The organism is Methylobacterium sp. J-076, assembly GCF_022829405.1.
GTDB lineage: Bacteria > Pseudomonadota > Alphaproteobacteria > Rhizobiales > Beijerinckiaceae > Methylobacterium.
In genome coordinates, this window is record NZ_JAKSXW010000074.1 from 60826 (window position 1) to 76153 (window position 15328).

Consider the following 15328-nt stretch of genomic DNA (forward strand, 5'->3'; position numbering starts at 1 on the left):
CGGCGTGCTGTGGAGACGCACCGGTCCGGCGGGCGCAGAGCACCCGGAAGCTGCCGTGGATTGGAAGGGGGGACCCCCACCGCACGCCGGGCAAAGAGAAACAAGCCTCTTCGGTGCCGCCCTTTGGAGGGGCGGCGAGACCAAAAAAGCCCGTTCGTCGTTGCTTTAAGCTGCGTCCCCCGTGGAGAGCGGGGTTCGCCGGTTTCGCCTCCGGCTGCCGGTTGTTGTCGGGGTCCGGTGTCACCACCTGGATTGCCGGAAGCAGGGGATCCACCCCCACGACCATCGATCCTAAGACCCCTGGCGGCTGTCCGGCAGTTGGCCGGATGCCCACCAACCGACACGCGGCCACAGGCACGTGCGAAATTGGGCAGGGCGGACATAGGGGCAGACGCCCCGGACAGCAAGACCGGATTGCGCGCTCTCCTCGAAATACAACCCGCCCATCCCCCGGTGTGGCTCTCTTGCCGCAGGTGCCGACGGCTCCGGGTGCGGGCGCCCTTCCCAAGCGCCCGGGTTCGGGGCATTGCCCTGCGGCGGGCGGATCCGACGGACGGGCGATGGCAGGACCGACAGAACCGAAATCGAGACGATGGCGGGCTGCGGCGTGAACGCGCCTCTCCGCGATCCGCACCCCGCTCGGCCCATCCCGGTCCTGCGCCCTGCGACCCTGGGCGACCTCGACGCCCTGGTCGCCCTGGAACACGCCGCCTTCGCCACCGACCGGGCCGAGCGCCGGGCCATCCGCCACGCGATTCGCTCCGGCACGATGGACGTGGTGGTGGCGCTGATCGAGGGCGACCTCCTCGTCGGCGCGGCGGTGCTGGAGCGCCGCCGCGCCAGCCGCATCGCCCGCCTCGCCTCGATCGCCGTAGACCCGAACCGCGGGGGGCTGGGCCTCGGCGGGCGGCTCCTCGATGCGGCGGAGGAGACGGCCCGCAGCCAGGGCTGCGAGCGCCTGCGCCTGGAAGTCCGGGCCGATAACGGCGCCGGCATCCGCCTCTACGAGCGCCGGGGCTACACCCGCTTCGCGGTACGGCCGGATTACTACGAGGACGGGATGGAGGCGTGGCGCTACGAGCGGCTGCTGCAGGAGCCCGCAACGGAAGGGCGACCCTGACGCCGTGTGAGCGCCCCCCGTTCCGTTCTTCCCCCTCGTGGCGGGGGGCCGCGACCCACCGGCTCGCAGCCCCGCTCCCATCCTGTGCGTCAGGCCGGACAGGTGCCTTCATTCCCGGGAGTATGGACCTCGCCGAACAAGGCGCGGGCCCCCCTCGCCCCGCAGGCGGGGCGAGGGGGAGAGGCGGCGACCGCGCGGCGGGACGACACCCGGTTTCCGGTCGGTCCCCCGATGACGAGGTGGCGGGTGGGACGAGACTGACGTTCGGCCGGCACCCGCCATGACGACGCCCGATTAGGGGATTCTTACGGCGCCCGCGATACCGTCATCGCGCTTGTCGCACCGCACGAGTCGTCCGTTTTGGCTGTCATCGCCGCCTTCATCATCAATGCGGGGCTGAACTTCGTCCTCGGCCTGCTGATCGCCAAGCTGCTCGGCCCGGCGGATTTCGGCCGCTTCGCCCTGGCGACGACGGGGGCCATCGTCCTCAACACCGTGCTGTTCGAGTGGCTGCGCCTGTCGGCGACGCGGTTCTATTCGGGCCGTGTCCGCATGGACGAGCCTTGGATCCGCCACGGCCTCGACCGGGCCTACTGGCGCCTAGGGATCCTGCTCGCCGCCGCCGCCGCGCTCTGCGGTGGGTTCGGCTTCGGCGAGGGGGCCGACGGGCGGGAGGCGGTGCTGTGCGGCACCGGCCTCGCGGCCCTCGGCATCGGGGTGTTCGACTATCACGCCGCCCTGGCCCGGGCCCGGTTCGACGGCCGGCTGTATCTCGGCCTCGTCGCCGTGAAGAACGTCCTGGCCTTCGTGATGATGGCGGGGGCCGCGTGGTTCCTGCCGCAGCCCGCCTGGGTGCTGGCGGCGGCGGGGGCGAGCCAGCTCCTCGCCGTGGTGGTGCTGCGCCACCCCCTGCGCGATCCGGCCTCGTCCTTCGAGCGGGCGCGGCTCCCGGCCACCTGGGGCGTCTTCGCCCGCTACGGCCTGCCGCTGATCGCGGCCACCACCGCCTACCAGCTGCTCTCCTTCGTCAACCGCGGCGCGGTGGCCGCCAACGCCGGCTTCACCGAGGCCGGCTATTTCGCGCTCGCCGCCGACGTCACCTCCCGCGCGCTGATGACGCTCGGCACCGCCCTCGACCTGCTGCTGTTCCAGATCGCCGTCCATGCCGAGGAGCACCGCGGCCGGGCGGCGGCGGAGGCGCAGGTGGGGCAGAACGCGGCCACCGTCTTCGCCCTGCTGGCCCCCTGCGCGGTGGGGTTCTGGGCGGTGCTGCCCGCCCTCCAGGCCCTGGTGGTGCCGGAGGCGTATCGCGGGCCGTTCGAGACCTACAGCCTCGCCCTGCTGCCGGGCCTGTTCTGCCTCGCGATGATGTTCTACGCGGTGAACCCCGCCTTCCAGATCCGCCGCCGCACCCTGCCGGTGATCGCCGCCGCGCTGGTCGGGCTCGGGCTCAACGGCATCGGGCTCGTCGTGCTGCCGCCCGCCTTCGGGGGGATCGGGGTGGCCCTGGCGCAGACCCTCGGGCTGGCGGGGGCCTGCCTCTGGCTCGGCGGGCGGGCGCTCACCGGGGCGGACCGGCTGGTGCTGCCCTGGGGCCAGATCGGCGCGGCGGCGCTCGCCTGCGGTGCGATGGGCCTCGCGCTGGCGCCGTTCCGCGCCCTGCCGCCCGCCCCGGCCCTGGCCGTGCTCGTGCCGGTGGGGATGGCGGTCTACGGGGCGCTGGTCTGGCTCTTCGACATCGCCGGCCTGCGCGGGCAGGTCATGGCCCGCCTGCGGCCGTCCGGGGCGGTGGCGGCGGAGTAGCCCTTCCGGTCGGCTGGGCCGAGGGGGAGGTGCCGGAGACGGCGCGGGCGCGCTGCCCCCCTGAACGCCCCCCACCTCCCACTCCTCCCCACAAGGGGGAGGAGTGCCCGTTGCGGGTCTAGTCGATGTCCTCGACGCCCTCGGCGCCGCCGTAGACGCGCTGGGCGAGGGAGGCCTCCATGAACGGGTCGATGGCGCCGTCGAGCACCTCGTCCGGGTCCGTCGATTGGGTGCCCGTGCGCAGGTCCTTCACCAGCTGGTACGGCTGGAGCACGTAGGACCGGATCTGGTGGCCCCAGCCGATGTCGGTCTTGGCGGCGGCCTCGGCGCTGGCCTTCTCCTCCCGCTTCTTCAATTCGGCCTCGTAGAGGCGGGCGCGGAGCATGTTCCAGGCGGTCGCCCGGTTCTTGTGCTGCGAGCGCTCCTGCTGGCACGCCACCACGATCCCCGTGGGGTTGTGGGTGATGCGCACAGCCGAATCGGTGGTGTTGACGTGCTGGCCGCCGGCGCCCGACGAGCGGTAGGTGTCGATCCGGCAGTCGGATTCCTTGATCTCGATCTCGATCCGGTCATCGATCACGGGATAGACCCAGACGCTGGCGAAGCTGGTATGCCGCCGGGCGTTCGAATCGTAGGGCGAGATCCGCACGAGGCGGTGGACGCCGGACTCGGTCTTGAGCCAACCATAGGCGTTGTGGCCCTTGATCAGGAGCGTCGCGCCCTTGATCCCGGCCTCCTCGCCGTCGGTCCACTCGACCACGTCGACCTTGTACTTCCGCCGCTCGGCCCAGCGCGCATACATGCGCTGGAGCATGTTGGCCCAGTCCTGGCTCTCGGTGCCCCCCGCGCCGGCATGGACCTCGACATAGGTGTCGAAGCCGTCGGCCTCGCCGGAGAGCAGGGTCTCGACCTGCCGGCTGGCGGCCTCCTTCTCGACGGCGACGATGGTCGCCTCACCCTCGCGGATCGAGGACTCGTCGCCCTCCATCTCGCCGAGCTCGATCAGCGTGGCGCCGTCCTCGAGGTCGCGCTCGAGCTTGCGGATCGCCTGGACGGCTTCGTCGAGCTGCTGGCGCTCGCGCATCACCGCCTGCGCCGCCTCGGCGTCGTTCCATAGGTCAGGGTCCTCGGAGCGGGCGTTCAGCTCCGCGAGGCGTTTGTCGACTGTATCCCAGTCAAAGATGCCTCCTCAGCAGTCCTATAGACTGCTTGGCGGCATCCGAGGCTTGCTCGATCTCGGCGCGCATCTGGTGTTTCGGAGAGAGGAAAGTCAGGGCCGGGGTGATACCGGCGGCGTCCCACGGTGTAAATGGGCGGAGGGGCCGGCGCCGTCACGCCCCCGGCGGCGCCCACTGGTGGAACACCGTGCTGTCGAAGGCGAAGACCGGCTCGCCGCGCTGGTTGACCCCGGTGTTGCGGGCGAAGACGAGGCCCCAGCCCGGCCGCGAGCCCGAGGCGCGCTTGTCGGTGATCCGGGTGGCGAAGCGCACCGTGTCGCCGGCATAGACCGGGCGGATCCAGCGCATGTTGCGGAAGCCCGGCGAGGGCCCCGCCTCCGGCACCGGCCCCCGGGCGGCGGTGAAGGCCACGTCCCGGGCGCGGGTGGTGAGCAGGCGGTTCATGTAGCCCGCCGCCGTGTGCCAGCCCGAGGCGCAGAGCCCGCCGAAATGCGTCCGCCGGGCCGCCGCGTCGTCCAGATGGAAGGCCTGCGGATCGTAGGCCCGCGCGAAGGCGAGGATGGACTCGGCATCGAAGGTGTAGGCCCCGAGCTCGCGGGTGGCGCCGATCTCGGCCTCGCACAGGAACGGCACCGTCTCGGCGTCGTCGGGCTCGGGCGCGGGCTGCGGCGCGGCCAGGGTGACGGGGCGGGGCGGCAGCGGCTCGGTGCCGGCGCGGGCGAGCATGAAGGTGAATCGCTGGGTCAGCACCGTCTCGCCCCGGCCGTTCTCCAGGCCGAGCAGGGCGCCGACGAAGCCGAGGCCGGGCTTGGTGGCGGAATCCCGCAGGCTGGTGATCTCCAGCCGCACCCGCAACGTGTCGCCCGGCAGGACAGGAGCCAGCCAGCGCAGCTCCTCGATCCCCGGCGCCCCGAGGGACGAACCGCCCCGGAACGGCCCCTCCTGCAGGAGGCGCATCCCCAACGCCGCCGTATGCCAGCCCGAGGCGATGAGCCGGCCGGCGAAGGTGCCCTGCGCCGCCGCCTCGTCTAGGTGGAAGGGCTGGAAGTCGAAGGCCCGCGCGAAGCCGACGATGTCCTCGCGGGCCACCGTCAGCGGCGCGCCGATGAGGACGTCGCCGGCGGAAAAGTCCTCGAAGGTCAGTTCTGGCATCCGGCGTCCGGCGGGAGATCAGTTGGCGAAGCGGAAATGCAGCACATCGCCATCCTGCACAACATACTCCTTGCCTTCGAGCCTGAGCTTGCCGGCATCGCGCGCGCCGGCCTCGCCGTTCAGCGCGGTGTAGTCCTTGAAGGCGATGGTCTCGGCGCGGATGAAGCCCTTCTCGAAATCCGAGTGGATCACCCCGGCGGCCCCCGGCGCGCGGGTGCCCCTGGTGATCGTCCAGGCCCGGGCCTCCTTCGGGCCGACGGTGAAGTAGGTGACGAGGCCGAGCAGGTCGTAGCCGGCGCGGATCACCCGGTTGAGGCCGGGCTCGGCGAGGCCCACCGCCTCCAGGAACTCCGCCTGGTCCGCCTCGGCCATCACGGCGATCTCGCTCTCGATCTTGGCCGAGACCACCACCGCCACGGCGCCCTCCTCCTTGGCGCGGGCGAACACGGCGTCCGAGTAGGCGTTGCCCTTGTCGGCATCGCCCTCGTCCACGTTGCAGACGTAGAGCACGGGCTTGGCGGTCATCAGCCCGAGGGACTGGAACAGGCGCTCCTCGTCGGCCTTGCGCTCCACCACACGGGCGGGCTTGCCCTCGCGCAGCAGCGGCAGGGCGCGGTTGACGAGGTCGAGGGTCTCCCGCGCCTCCTTGTCGGCGCCCTTGGCCTTCTTCTCCAGGGCGACGGCCCGGCGCTCCAGGCTGTCGAGGTCGGCCAGCATCAGCTCGGTCTCGATGGTCTCGATGTCGGCGGCCGGATCGACCTTGCCCTCGACGTGGGTCACGTCCCCGTCGGTGAAGCAGCGTACCACGTGGGCGATGGCATCGACCTCGCGGATGTTGGCCAGGAACTGGTTGCCCAGGCCCTCGCCCTTGGAGGCGCCGCGCACCAGCCCGGCGATGTCCACGAAGGTCAGCCGGGTCGGGATCTTCTCCTTGGAGGAGGCGATGCGGACGAGGTCGTCGAGCCGCGGATCCGGCACCGCCACCTCGCCCACGTTCGGCTCGATGGTGCAGAACGGGTAGTTGGCCGCCTGCGCCGCCGCCGTCTGTGTCAGCGCGTTGAAGAGGGTCGACTTGCCGACGTTCGGCAGGCCGACGATGCCGCATTTGAAGCCCATGACGCGTCCTAATGATCTGCCAGGATCGTTTCAGGACCTGCCTGGAAGGGGTCCACGATCGTAGTGCCTTCGACCTGACGGCCGTGTTGAAAATCCTCCGAGAGGAGGAAGCGACATTCCGCGCGAATCGCGGAGGCGAGGATCACGCAATCCCACCACTGAAAGCCGGTCTGAGCGCGCAGAGACCACGCGGTCGCGACAAGCTCAAGGTCCGTGGCGCCGTGCGACCATGGTTCGATCGCCAGCGTCGTCCGCCGCACCTCGTCCGCCGGCACGCGGACTTTCCCACGCAGCAGGGTGTTGTGCAGCTCGCCGAGGACCTGCGGACTGACCACGGCCGCCTCCCGCGCGGCCAGGACCTCGAGCCACCGGCGGGCGCAGGCCTGCTTCTCCGGGAAGCGCTCGTCGCGGGCGTAGAGGAAGACGTTCGAGTCGATGAAGACGCGCGGATGGCCGGGCTGCGGCGCGCTCATTCGTAACGCTGGTCGCGGGAGGGCGCGCGGCCGTCACCATCGAGGGTCGGGAGGGGCGGCCCGGCGAGGAACCGGGCCAGCGCCTCCGACTGGGAGACGGGATTGCCGACATGCCGCTCGACAGCCTCGGCCAGATAGTCCGACGGACTCTTGCCCGCGCGAGCCGCCGCCGCCTGCACCCGTTGAAACAGCAGGTCGTCCAAGCACACGCTGATGGTCTTCATCGGTCCGGCTCCGTCCGCTTCGATATCGTATCCCCGTGTTTTCATGTCAATTTTTCGCGCCCAGCGGCTTCACCTCGTCCCAGCCGCGCCCGGCCATGGCGAGGTGGACCTTGTTCTGGAAGCTCGCATCCTCCCCCGCCGCGAGGACGGGGGCGTGGTCGGCCACCGCCCGGCACAGATCCTCGACCCAGGGCGCCTCGGCCTTGCCGAAGTCGTTCAGCACATAGGCGTGGACCAGCGCCTTGTCGCCGGGGTGGCCGATGCCGAGGCGCACCCGGCGGTACGCGTTGCCGCATTGGGCGGTGATGGAGCGCAGGCCGTTATGCCCGGCATTGCCGCCGCCCAGCTTCACCCGGAGCTTGGCCGGAGGCAGGTCGAGTTCGTCGTGCAGGACGATCACGTCGGCCAGCGCGATCTTGTAGAAGCGCTGCGCCTCGGCGACCGCGCGGCCCGATTCGTTCATGAAGGTCTGGGGCTTGAGCAGGATGGCGCGCTCACTGCCCAGCACCACCTCCGCCGCCTCCCCCTGGAACCGCCGCCGGAACGGCGAGGCCCGGTGGACGCGGGCGATCTCGTCCACGGCGAGGAAGCCGATGTTGTGCCGGTTGGCGGCGTAGCGGGGGCCCGGATTGCCGAGGCCGACGATCAGGCGCATCGCGTCCCGGGGCGCCCCGCGGGCCGCCCCGTCCTCCTGTGGGGCGCTCACCGGGATCGGGAGCGCAGGGCGGGAAAGGCCCGCGCATAGCAGATCGCACGGGGCGCCGACAGCCATGCCCGGTCGCGGGTGACCGCGGTCGGATGTGCGGGCGGGCGGTGCGTTTTCGGCCCGACGCAGTCGTTCAGACCGATGCCGACGCCTCAAGTAGAGTTTCGGGCGGCTAACGAGACCTGAGCACTTTTACGGAGTGCAGTTCATGGTCGATTGTGCAAAACCGATCTCGCCGGCTGTCCCGGCGGCGCCTGCGCGCGTGTCTCTTCAGCCCATCGCTCCGCTGGCGTGGGCGCCTGCAATTCAAGGCGGCGATCATCCCTGGTCCCGCCCGCACTGGATCGTTCTTCGCGTGCCAGGCTCACCAACCAGTATTGATGAGCCTGCTCCGGGATCGCGGTTGTACCGGGCGTTCAGCCTTGGGGTGGATGGGAGCGTGGGGGAGAGCCTTACGATCCAGGCAAAGAGCGATGATGAAGCGAAGGCCATTGCTGCAACGCTGCCCAACGGCCATGGTATCGATCTTTGGGAGCGTGCCCGTTACCTAGCCAGCTACCCTCCTCAAAGCGCTGCATACCCTGAGCGCTAGGCGCCAATCCGATGCATGCGGCAGCTTTCAAAACCCGCCGAGGGTTGTGAGTTAGCCGTACGCGATGGCCGCTTCGATGCTTCCGCGATCGAAAGCAAACCGGCCGAAATCCCCCCATCGCGGCCCATCACACACCCAAACCTCGCGGCCGCGAGACCCACGTCACACCGTCGCGCCGATCTGCCAGGGGGCGAACTCGTCCGCCCCGAAATCCAGCGCCTCGCTCTTGGTGCGCGCGCCGCCGGCCACCCGCAGGATCAGGTCGAAGATCCGCGCGCCCGCCTGCGCCACCGTCTCCTCTCCGTCGACGATGGTGCCGCAATTCACGTCCATGTCCTCCTCGAGGCGCCGGTACATGGGGGTGTTGGTGGCGATCTTGATCGAGGGGGCCGGCTTGCAGCCGAACACGCTGCCCCGCCCGGTGGTGAAGCAGACGAGGTTCGCCCCGCCCGCCACCTGCCCGGTGGCCGCCACGGGGTCGTAGCCGGGGGTGTCCATGAAGGTGAAGCCCTTCCGCGTCACCGGCTCGGCGTAGCCCACCACGTCCACGAGGTTGGTGCTGCCGGCCTTGGCCATCGCGCCGAGCGACTTCTCGAGGATCGTCGTGAGCCCGCCGGCCTTGTTGCCGGGCGAGGGGTTGGCGTTGATCTCGGCCCCCTCCTTGGCGGTGTAGGCCTCCCACCAGCGCATCAGGTCCACGAGGCGCTGGCCGACCTCGGGGCTCTCGGCCCGGCGGGTGAACAGGTGCTCGGCGCCGTAGGTCTCGGTGGTCTCGGACAGGATCACGCTGCCGCCATGGGCCACCACGAGGTCGCTGGCGAAGCCGAGGGCCGGGTTGGCCGAGATGCCCGAATACCCGTCCGACCCGCCGCATTGCAGGGCCACCGTCAGCGCGGAGGCCGGCACGCTCACCCGGCGGACGGAATCGGCCTCGGCCAGCACCTCCTTCACGAAGGCGATGCCGGCCTCGACGGTCTTCCGGGTGCCCCCCATGCTCTGGATGTTCATGGTGCGGACGCGGCCCCCCAGCCCCTGCTCCTCCAGGAACGCGCCGATCTGGTTCACCTCGCAGCCGAGCCCGATCATCACGATGTGCGAGAAGTTGGCGTGCCGGGCGTAGCCGGCCAGCGTCCGCCGCAGGAGGCGCAGGGGCTCGCCCATGGCCATGCCGCAGCCGGTCTTGTGGGTGAGGGCGACGACGCCGTCGACGTTCGGGGTGCCGGCCAGCGGGTCGAGGTCGAGGATCGGGTGGCGCTTGAACGCGTCGGCGATCAGCCCGGCGACATGGGCCGAGCAGTTCACGGAGGTGAGGATGCCGACGTAGTTGCGGGTCGCCACCCGGCCGTCCGGCCGGCGGATGCCGGGGAAGGTCGCCGCCGGCGAGACGAACCGCGTCGGCCTCACGTCCCGCCCGAACGCGTAGTCGCGGGCGAAGTCGCCCATGCCGAGGTTGTGGGTGTGGACATGCCGGCCCGGGGCGATGGGCGCCGTGGCGAAGCCGATGACCTGCCCGTATTTCAGCACCGGCTCGCCGGGGGCATGGCCGCGCAGGGCGACCTTGTGGCCGGCGGGGATGCGCTCGGCCGCCGCGAGGCCGTCGGCGACGGCGGTGCCGGGTTCGATCGCCGTCCGGGCGATGGCGACGCCGTCGGCGGAGTTCAGGGTGATGGTCGGATAGCGGGACATCGGGCGTCTCCCGGCCCCGCGCCGCCTCTCCGGGCGGTTGCGGGGCAAGATCGGTCTCGGGGCGAGACCGGTGTCGAAAGGTCCTCGGCCTTTTGCCCGGGCGGGGCCGTGCCCCGCAAGCGGCCGGCGCGATGACCCGGCCCCTTCGCCGGAGGGCGCGGCCCTCCGGAAGCCCCCGTCGCGCCTCAGGCGGCGGCGGATTGGCGGCGCAGGAGGTCGCGGATCATGCGGAAGGGCAGCAGCGGCAGCTTGACCAGGGCGCCAAGGGCCACGACGGCGAGGACGGTCAGGATCGCGAGAACGGTCTTGAACACGGCGACAGGCTCCGTGGCTATGCGGCCACAGTGAACCGCAGAACGTCACTCAGCGCCTCAAAGGGGGCAACACTGTGATGTCCGGGCACCGGAGCCTGCGGCCGACGCACCTGATCGGCGCCGCGGCCGGGGCATGGGTCGGCTCGCACAACCGCCGAGTGTTGCGCCACGCTCATGCCATCGTCGGAGGGCATTCGCACCCCGCCGCCGGGGTCCGCCCCTGCGGCGGAACGCGATAAAGGAAGTCCGATGTCCAAGACCCTGGCGGCCGTTCTGGCCCTCGCCGTCGGCGTGGCCCCCGCCGCGGCCCTCGCCGAGTCGTCGCCCGCGCGGGATGCGCTCAAGCGCGCCTGCACCGGCGACTACATGGAGCTGTGCAGCGCCTACTCCCCCGGCGGCCCCGAGGTGGAAGCCTGCTTCCGCGCCAACATGAAGAACCTGTCCTCCGACTGCGCCTCGGCGATCACCGCCTACAAGCGCGAGCAGAAGTCGACCCGCCGGGTGAGCGAGGCCCGCTGAGGCAGAAGGGTCAGGAGGCCCGGGCGAGGGTGATGATGGCCTCGGCCGGGATGGCCTCGCGCGGGTCGGGCGCCGGCTTGCCGTCGAAGAGCCCGGCGAGGATGGCGTCCATCTCGGGTTTCGGCATGGCGCGCCCGAACAGGTAGCCCTGCCCGAAATCGCAGCCCTGGTCCGACAGCCAGTCCACGCTGGCATCGGTCTCGATGCCCTCGGCGGTGGTGGCGAGGCCGAGGCTGGAGCCGAGCTTGATGATGGCATCGACCAGCTTGGCGCGCTCGTCGCTCATGGTGATCGCATCGACGTAGCTCCGGTCGATCTTGAGCTTGTCGAACTTCAGCTCGCGCAGGTGGTACAGGCTCGAATAGCCCGTGCCGAAATCGTCGAGGGCGATGCGCACGCCGAGCCGCTGCAGCGAGGTGAGCGTCGCCCGCGTCGCCTCCAGGTCCTGGATCAGCGCGCTCTCGGTGATCTCCACCTCCAGGCGGCCCGGCGGGAAGCCGGTCTCGGTGAGGATGGCCAGGATCCGCTCGGCGAGCCACACGTCCTGGAACTGGTGCGGGGCGATGTTCACCGCCAGGATCAGGTGGGGCGGCCAGTCGCGGGCGTCGAGGCAGGCCCGGCGGATCAGGTTGTAGCTGAGTTCGGAGATCATCCCCGTCTCCTCCGCCACCGGGATGAACTCGGTGGGGCTGACGAGACCCCGCTCGGGGTGGCGCCAGCGCGCCAGGACCTCGAGGCCGACGATCGCCTTGTCCGGCAGGGCCACCACCGGCTGGTAGAAGGGCTCGATCGCCCCCTGCTCGATCGCCGTGCGCAGCTCCGCCTCCAGGCGGGCGCGGGCGCGGAGCTCCTCGTCCATGGCGCTGCGGAAGAAGCGGTAGGTCCCCCGGCCCTCCTTCTTGCCCTGGTACATGGCGAGGTCGGCCGCGTGGAGGATCGCGTCGGCGTCCGCCTGGTCCGCCGACACCGCCGCCACGCCCACCGTCGCCCCGACCTTGAGTTCGTTCTGGCTCCAGACGATCGGCGTGGCGATGGCCGCGATGACGCCCTGGGCGAGGCGCGTCAGGCCCTCGATGCCGTGGTTGAGGGGCACGAGGAGGGCGAATTCGTCGCCGCCCAGGCGTGCGGCGACGCCGCCCTGGGGCAGCAGGGAGGTCAGGCGCTCGGCCACGGCGCACAGCACCGCGTTGCCGGCGGCGTGGCCGTAGAGGTCGTTGACGGGCTTGAAGCGGTCGAGGTCGATGAGCAGCACCGCCGAGGCCTCGGACGGGGACAGCTTGCGGACCCGCTCGACCTCTTCGAGGAAGCGGCGGCGGTTGGCGAGGCCGGTGAGCCCGTCGTGGCGGGCGATGGCCTCGGCGTTGGCGGCGGCGGCGTCCCGCTCCAGCATGAGGCGGCGCATCATGATGGACTTGCGGATGCTCGCCCCGCAGATCGCGACACCCATGCAGGCGCCGAGGATCATGAAGTCGCCGAGGCGGTAGGCCTGGACCACGTCCTGCAGGACGTCGAACGACCCGAGGGCGATGCCCACGAACCAGATGCCCGCCCCGATCAGCAGGAGGCAGAGCGTCTCGTACAGCTCACCCTTCTGCCACTGCTTGATCGTCGCCTTGGTCATGCCGGCCGCCTTTCGTGCCGGCATCAAAACACCGATCACCTAAGGTGTTGTGAAGCCGATCTCCGAATCCTGGCTCTGACCGCGAGAAGGTCGGCCACCGGAGGGCCGTCCGTCATCGCCGCGACGGCGGCGGCGCGGCGCGGCGGGCGTCCCGCCGGGCCGCCAGGAACCCCGCCACGTCGGCGACCTCCGGCGCGGCTGCCTCGTTGAGGTCGCGCTCCGTGAGGCCGAGGCGGGAGAGCTCGCCCTCCCCCGTGCCGGCGAGCCGGTGCAGGATCCGCCGGTTCATCGCCGGGCGGCCGAGGTCGGCGCGCAGCTCCACCGCGAAGGCCGACACCGCCCGGCCCAGTCGCCGCACCCGGCGGAAGCCCCCGATCCCCCGACGTCCCGTTCCCATGTCGCCCTCCTCGGCCCCTGCGGATGAGGGCGGAAGGATGCCGCCGCCGCCCTGGCGGAGACAGGGACGATTTCGTACGGTTCGCCCGAATTGTCCGGAGCTGGGACCGGTACGGATGGCGCTCGCAGACCCGCACGATCACCTCGGCCGCACGGAGGCCGTGGCCGCCGGCATCCGCCAGCGCATCGCCGCGCGGGCGCTGGGCCCCGGCACCCGGATCCCCTCCGTGCGCGCCCAGGCCGAGGCGATGGGCGTGTCGAAATCGACCGTGGTGGAGGCCTACGAGCGGCTGGCCGCCGAGGGGGCGATCGTGTCCCGGCCGGGCTCGGGCTTCTACGTGGCGGGCAAGACCCGGCCCCTCAGCCTGAAGGCGATGGGCCCCGAGCTGGACCGGGCGGTGGATCCCCTCTGGCTCGCCAAGCAGTCGGCACTGGCCGGCTCGGCGATGATGACGCCCGGCGGGGGCAACCTGCCGGAGGACTGGCTGCCGGACGGGGCGGTACGGCGGGGGCTGCGGGCCGTCGCCCGGGCCGAGACCGCCGTCCTCACCCGCTACGACCAGCCCCTCGGCTACCCGCCCCTGCGGGCGCTCATCGCCCGGCGCGGGGCGGAGAAGGGCGTCGTGGCGAGCCCGGACCAGATCGTGCTCGTCGATTCGGCGACGCAGGCCCTCGACCTGATCGGCCGGTTCCTGCTCCAGCCCGGCGACACGGTGCTGGTGGACGACCCCTGCTACTTCAACTTCGTCGCCCTGCTGCGGGCGCAGCGGGTGAAGGTGGTCGGCGTGCCGATGACGCCGGAGGGGCCGGACCTCGCCGCCCTGGGCACCCTGCTCGCGGAGCACCGGCCGCGCTTCTACCTCACCAACTCCGCCCTCCAGAACCCCACCGGCACCAGCCTGCTGCCGGCCACGGCCCACCGCATCCTGCGCCTGTGCGAGGCCCACGAGACCCTGATCGTGGAGGACGAGATCTTCGGCGACCTCGAGCCGGACGCAGCGCCCCGGCTCGCGGGGTTCGACGGGTTCGAGAGGGTGATCCAGATCGGCGGCTTCTCGAAGACCCTGACCGCCGCCGCCCGCTGCGGCTGGATCGCCCTGCGGCCCGACTGGGTGGAGCCCCTGGTCGACCTGAAGCTCGCCCTCAGCCTCGGCAACGGCCACGTCTCGGCGGCCCTGGCCCACGGCCTGCTGATCGACGGCAGCTACCGCCGCACCGTGGCCGAGACCCGCCGCCGGCTGGCGGGCGCCATGGCGCAGGTCTCCCGCGACCTCTCGGGCTGCGGGTTGCGGATCTGGGCGGAGCCCCGGGGCGGCTACTTCCTCTGGATGCGCCTGACCGACGGGCGGGACGCCGCCGACGTGGCGCGGCGGGCCCTGGCGCGGGACATGCTGCTGGCCCCCGGCGTGGTGTTCAGCCCCTCGGGCGGCTGGCGGGACTTCCTGCGGTTCAACGTCGGCCATTGCGCGGACCCGCGGGTGATGGAAGCCCTGCGGGCCGTGCTGGGGTGAGCCCTACCAGGCCAGCCGCTCGATGACCGCATCGGGGTGGACCGCCTGCCGGGCGAGCCATTCGGCCACGTCGCCGAGGCGGTGGTGCTCGGCCGTGACGCCGAGTTCCTCCGCATGGATGCCCCGGGCGACGAGGAGGCTCGCGATGCCGAAGGCGCTCGCCCCGGCGATGTCGGTGCGGATGGCGTCGCCGATGGCGATTACCCGGCCCTTGTCGTCCGGCCCGCCCCCGTCGAGGGCGGCGGCGGCGGCGAGCGCCGCCTCGTAGACCGGGCGGTGGGGCTTGCCGGCATAGGTCACCGCGCCGCCGAGGTCGGCATAGGCCGCCGCCAGCAGGCCGGCACAGGGGATGAGGCGGTTGCCGCTCTCCACCACGAGGTCGGGGTTGGCGCAGATCATCGGCAGGCCGCGCCGGGACAGGCGGGTCAGCTCGTCGCGGTAATCGTCGGGCGATTCCGCCCGGTCATCGAACAGGCCCGTGCAGACGACGAGGTCCGCCTCCTCCTCGGGCACCAGGGTGAGGGCGAGGCCGGCGAAGATGCCGAGGTCGCGCTCCGGGCCGAGGTGGCGGATGCGCGCCCCCGGCCGGGCGGCGATCAGCTCCCGGGTGAGGTCGCCGGAGGTCAGGATGGCGTCGTAGGCCTCCCGCGGCACGCCGAACCGGTCGAGGATGCGGCCCACCCCGTCGCCCGGCCGGGGGGCGTTCGACACCAGCACCACCCGCCGCCGCCGCGGGCCCGGGAGGGCGCGGAAGCGGATCAGCGCCTCGCCCGCGGCGCGGTGGGCCTTCTGCCCGTCATGGAGCACGCCCCACACGTCGCAGAGGATCAGGTCGCGCCCCTCGGCGATCTGGGACAGGCCGGCGAGGGTGGGGATCGGGGCGGTCATGGTCGGAAGTCCTGGTCTCGGGGCGTCGC

General features: G+C 71.7%; 15 protein-coding genes. 4 read left to right on the top strand and 11 right to left on the bottom strand.

Going from position 1 to position 15328, the window contains the following annotated elements; all coding sequences use genetic code 11:
* Positions 1-607: 607 nt before the first annotated feature.
* Together MKK53_RS06240 and MKK53_RS06245 are read left to right on the top strand one after the other, a co-directional pair.
* Positions 608-1120 (top strand): GNAT family N-acetyltransferase, encoded by a 513-nt coding sequence (locus MKK53_RS06240; protein WP_243927824.1) that lies wholly within the window; start codon positions 608-610, stop codon positions 1118-1120.
* A 360-nt stretch (positions 1121-1480) separates the two neighbouring features.
* Positions 1481-2923 (top strand): lipopolysaccharide biosynthesis protein, encoded by a 1443-nt coding sequence (locus MKK53_RS06245; protein ID WP_243927825.1) that lies wholly within the window; start codon positions 1481-1483, stop codon positions 2921-2923.
* A gap of 118 nt (positions 2924-3041) precedes the next feature.
* Here MKK53_RS06245 and prfB read toward each other — a convergent pair.
* The 8 genes from prfB to MKK53_RS25355 all read right to left on the bottom strand — a co-directional run bounded on the left by prfB (position 3042) and on the right by MKK53_RS25355 (position 10364).
* Positions 3042-4170 (bottom strand): peptide chain release factor 2 gene (prfB, locus tag MKK53_RS06250; RefSeq protein WP_243927826.1). Its coding sequence is split into 2 segments (ribosomal slippage): positions 3042-4100 and positions 4102-4170, totalling 1128 coding nucleotides; the frame shifts between segments, so codons are not numbered across the junction.
* A gap of 84 nt (positions 4171-4254) precedes the next feature.
* Positions 4255-5253, bottom strand: coding sequence for a MaoC family dehydratase (locus MKK53_RS06255; protein WP_243927827.1), 999 nt, complete (start codon positions 5251-5253; stop codon positions 4255-4257).
* Positions 5254-5271: 18 nt separating this feature from the next.
* Positions 5272-6369, bottom strand: coding sequence for a redox-regulated ATPase YchF (gene ychF / locus MKK53_RS06260; protein WP_243927828.1), 1098 nt, complete (start codon positions 6367-6369; stop codon positions 5272-5274).
* 8 nt (positions 6370-6377) lie between these two features.
* Positions 6378-6842 (bottom strand): PIN domain-containing protein, encoded by a 465-nt coding sequence (locus MKK53_RS06265; RefSeq protein ID WP_243927829.1) that lies wholly within the window; start codon positions 6840-6842, stop codon positions 6378-6380.
* The gene (locus MKK53_RS06270; protein ID WP_243927830.1) at positions 6839-7066 is read right to left on the bottom strand and encodes a hypothetical protein; all 228 of its coding nucleotides are present in this window, start codon (positions 7064-7066) and stop codon (positions 6839-6841) included. Before MKK53_RS06270 ends, MKK53_RS06265 begins: the two co-directional genes overlap by 4 nt.
* A gap of 46 nt (positions 7067-7112) precedes the next feature.
* The gene (gene pth, locus MKK53_RS06275) at positions 7113-7721 is read right to left on the bottom strand and encodes an aminoacyl-tRNA hydrolase (RefSeq protein ID WP_243927859.1); all 609 of its coding nucleotides are present in this window, start codon (positions 7719-7721) and stop codon (positions 7113-7115) included.
* An 805-nt stretch (positions 7722-8526) separates the two neighbouring features.
* Positions 8527-10050 (bottom strand): UxaA family hydrolase, encoded by a 1524-nt coding sequence (locus MKK53_RS06280; protein WP_243927831.1) that lies wholly within the window; start codon positions 10048-10050, stop codon positions 8527-8529.
* Between the two features lie 185 nt (positions 10051-10235).
* Positions 10236-10364 carry a hypothetical protein gene (locus tag MKK53_RS25355; RefSeq protein ID WP_279598844.1) on the bottom strand — a complete coding sequence of 43 codons (129 nt, stop codon included), beginning with the start codon at positions 10362-10364 and terminating at the stop codon, positions 10236-10238.
* 249 nt (positions 10365-10613) lie between these two features.
* Between MKK53_RS25355 and MKK53_RS06285 the strand changes: the two genes are divergently transcribed.
* Positions 10614-10883, top strand: coding sequence for a hypothetical protein (locus MKK53_RS06285; RefSeq protein ID WP_243927832.1), 270 nt, complete (start codon positions 10614-10616; stop codon positions 10881-10883).
* Between the two features lie 10 nt (positions 10884-10893).
* Here the strand turns inward: MKK53_RS06285 and MKK53_RS06290 are convergent, their stop codons facing one another.
* Complete coding sequence (locus MKK53_RS06290; RefSeq protein WP_243927833.1) at positions 10894-12504, bottom strand: putative bifunctional diguanylate cyclase/phosphodiesterase; 1611 nt, start codon at positions 12502-12504, stop codon at positions 10894-10896.
* 112 nt (positions 12505-12616) lie between these two features.
* Positions 12617-12901: a DUF1127 domain-containing protein gene (locus tag MKK53_RS06295; protein ID WP_243927834.1), complete on the bottom strand. Its 285-nt coding sequence runs from the start codon at positions 12899-12901 to the stop codon at positions 12617-12619.
* A gap of 115 nt (positions 12902-13016) precedes the next feature.
* Between MKK53_RS06295 and MKK53_RS06300 the strand changes: the two genes are divergently transcribed.
* A complete protein-coding gene (locus tag MKK53_RS06300) occupies positions 13017-14411 on the top strand; it encodes a PLP-dependent aminotransferase family protein (protein WP_243927835.1) in 1395 nt (464 codons plus the stop codon).
* Between the two features lie 3 nt (positions 14412-14414).
* Here the strand turns inward: MKK53_RS06300 and MKK53_RS06305 are convergent, their stop codons facing one another.
* Positions 14415-15299, bottom strand: a complete 885-nt coding sequence (locus MKK53_RS06305; protein ID WP_243927836.1) for a TIGR01459 family HAD-type hydrolase — start codon at positions 15297-15299, stop codon at positions 14415-14417.
* Positions 15300-15328 lie beyond the last annotated feature (29 nt).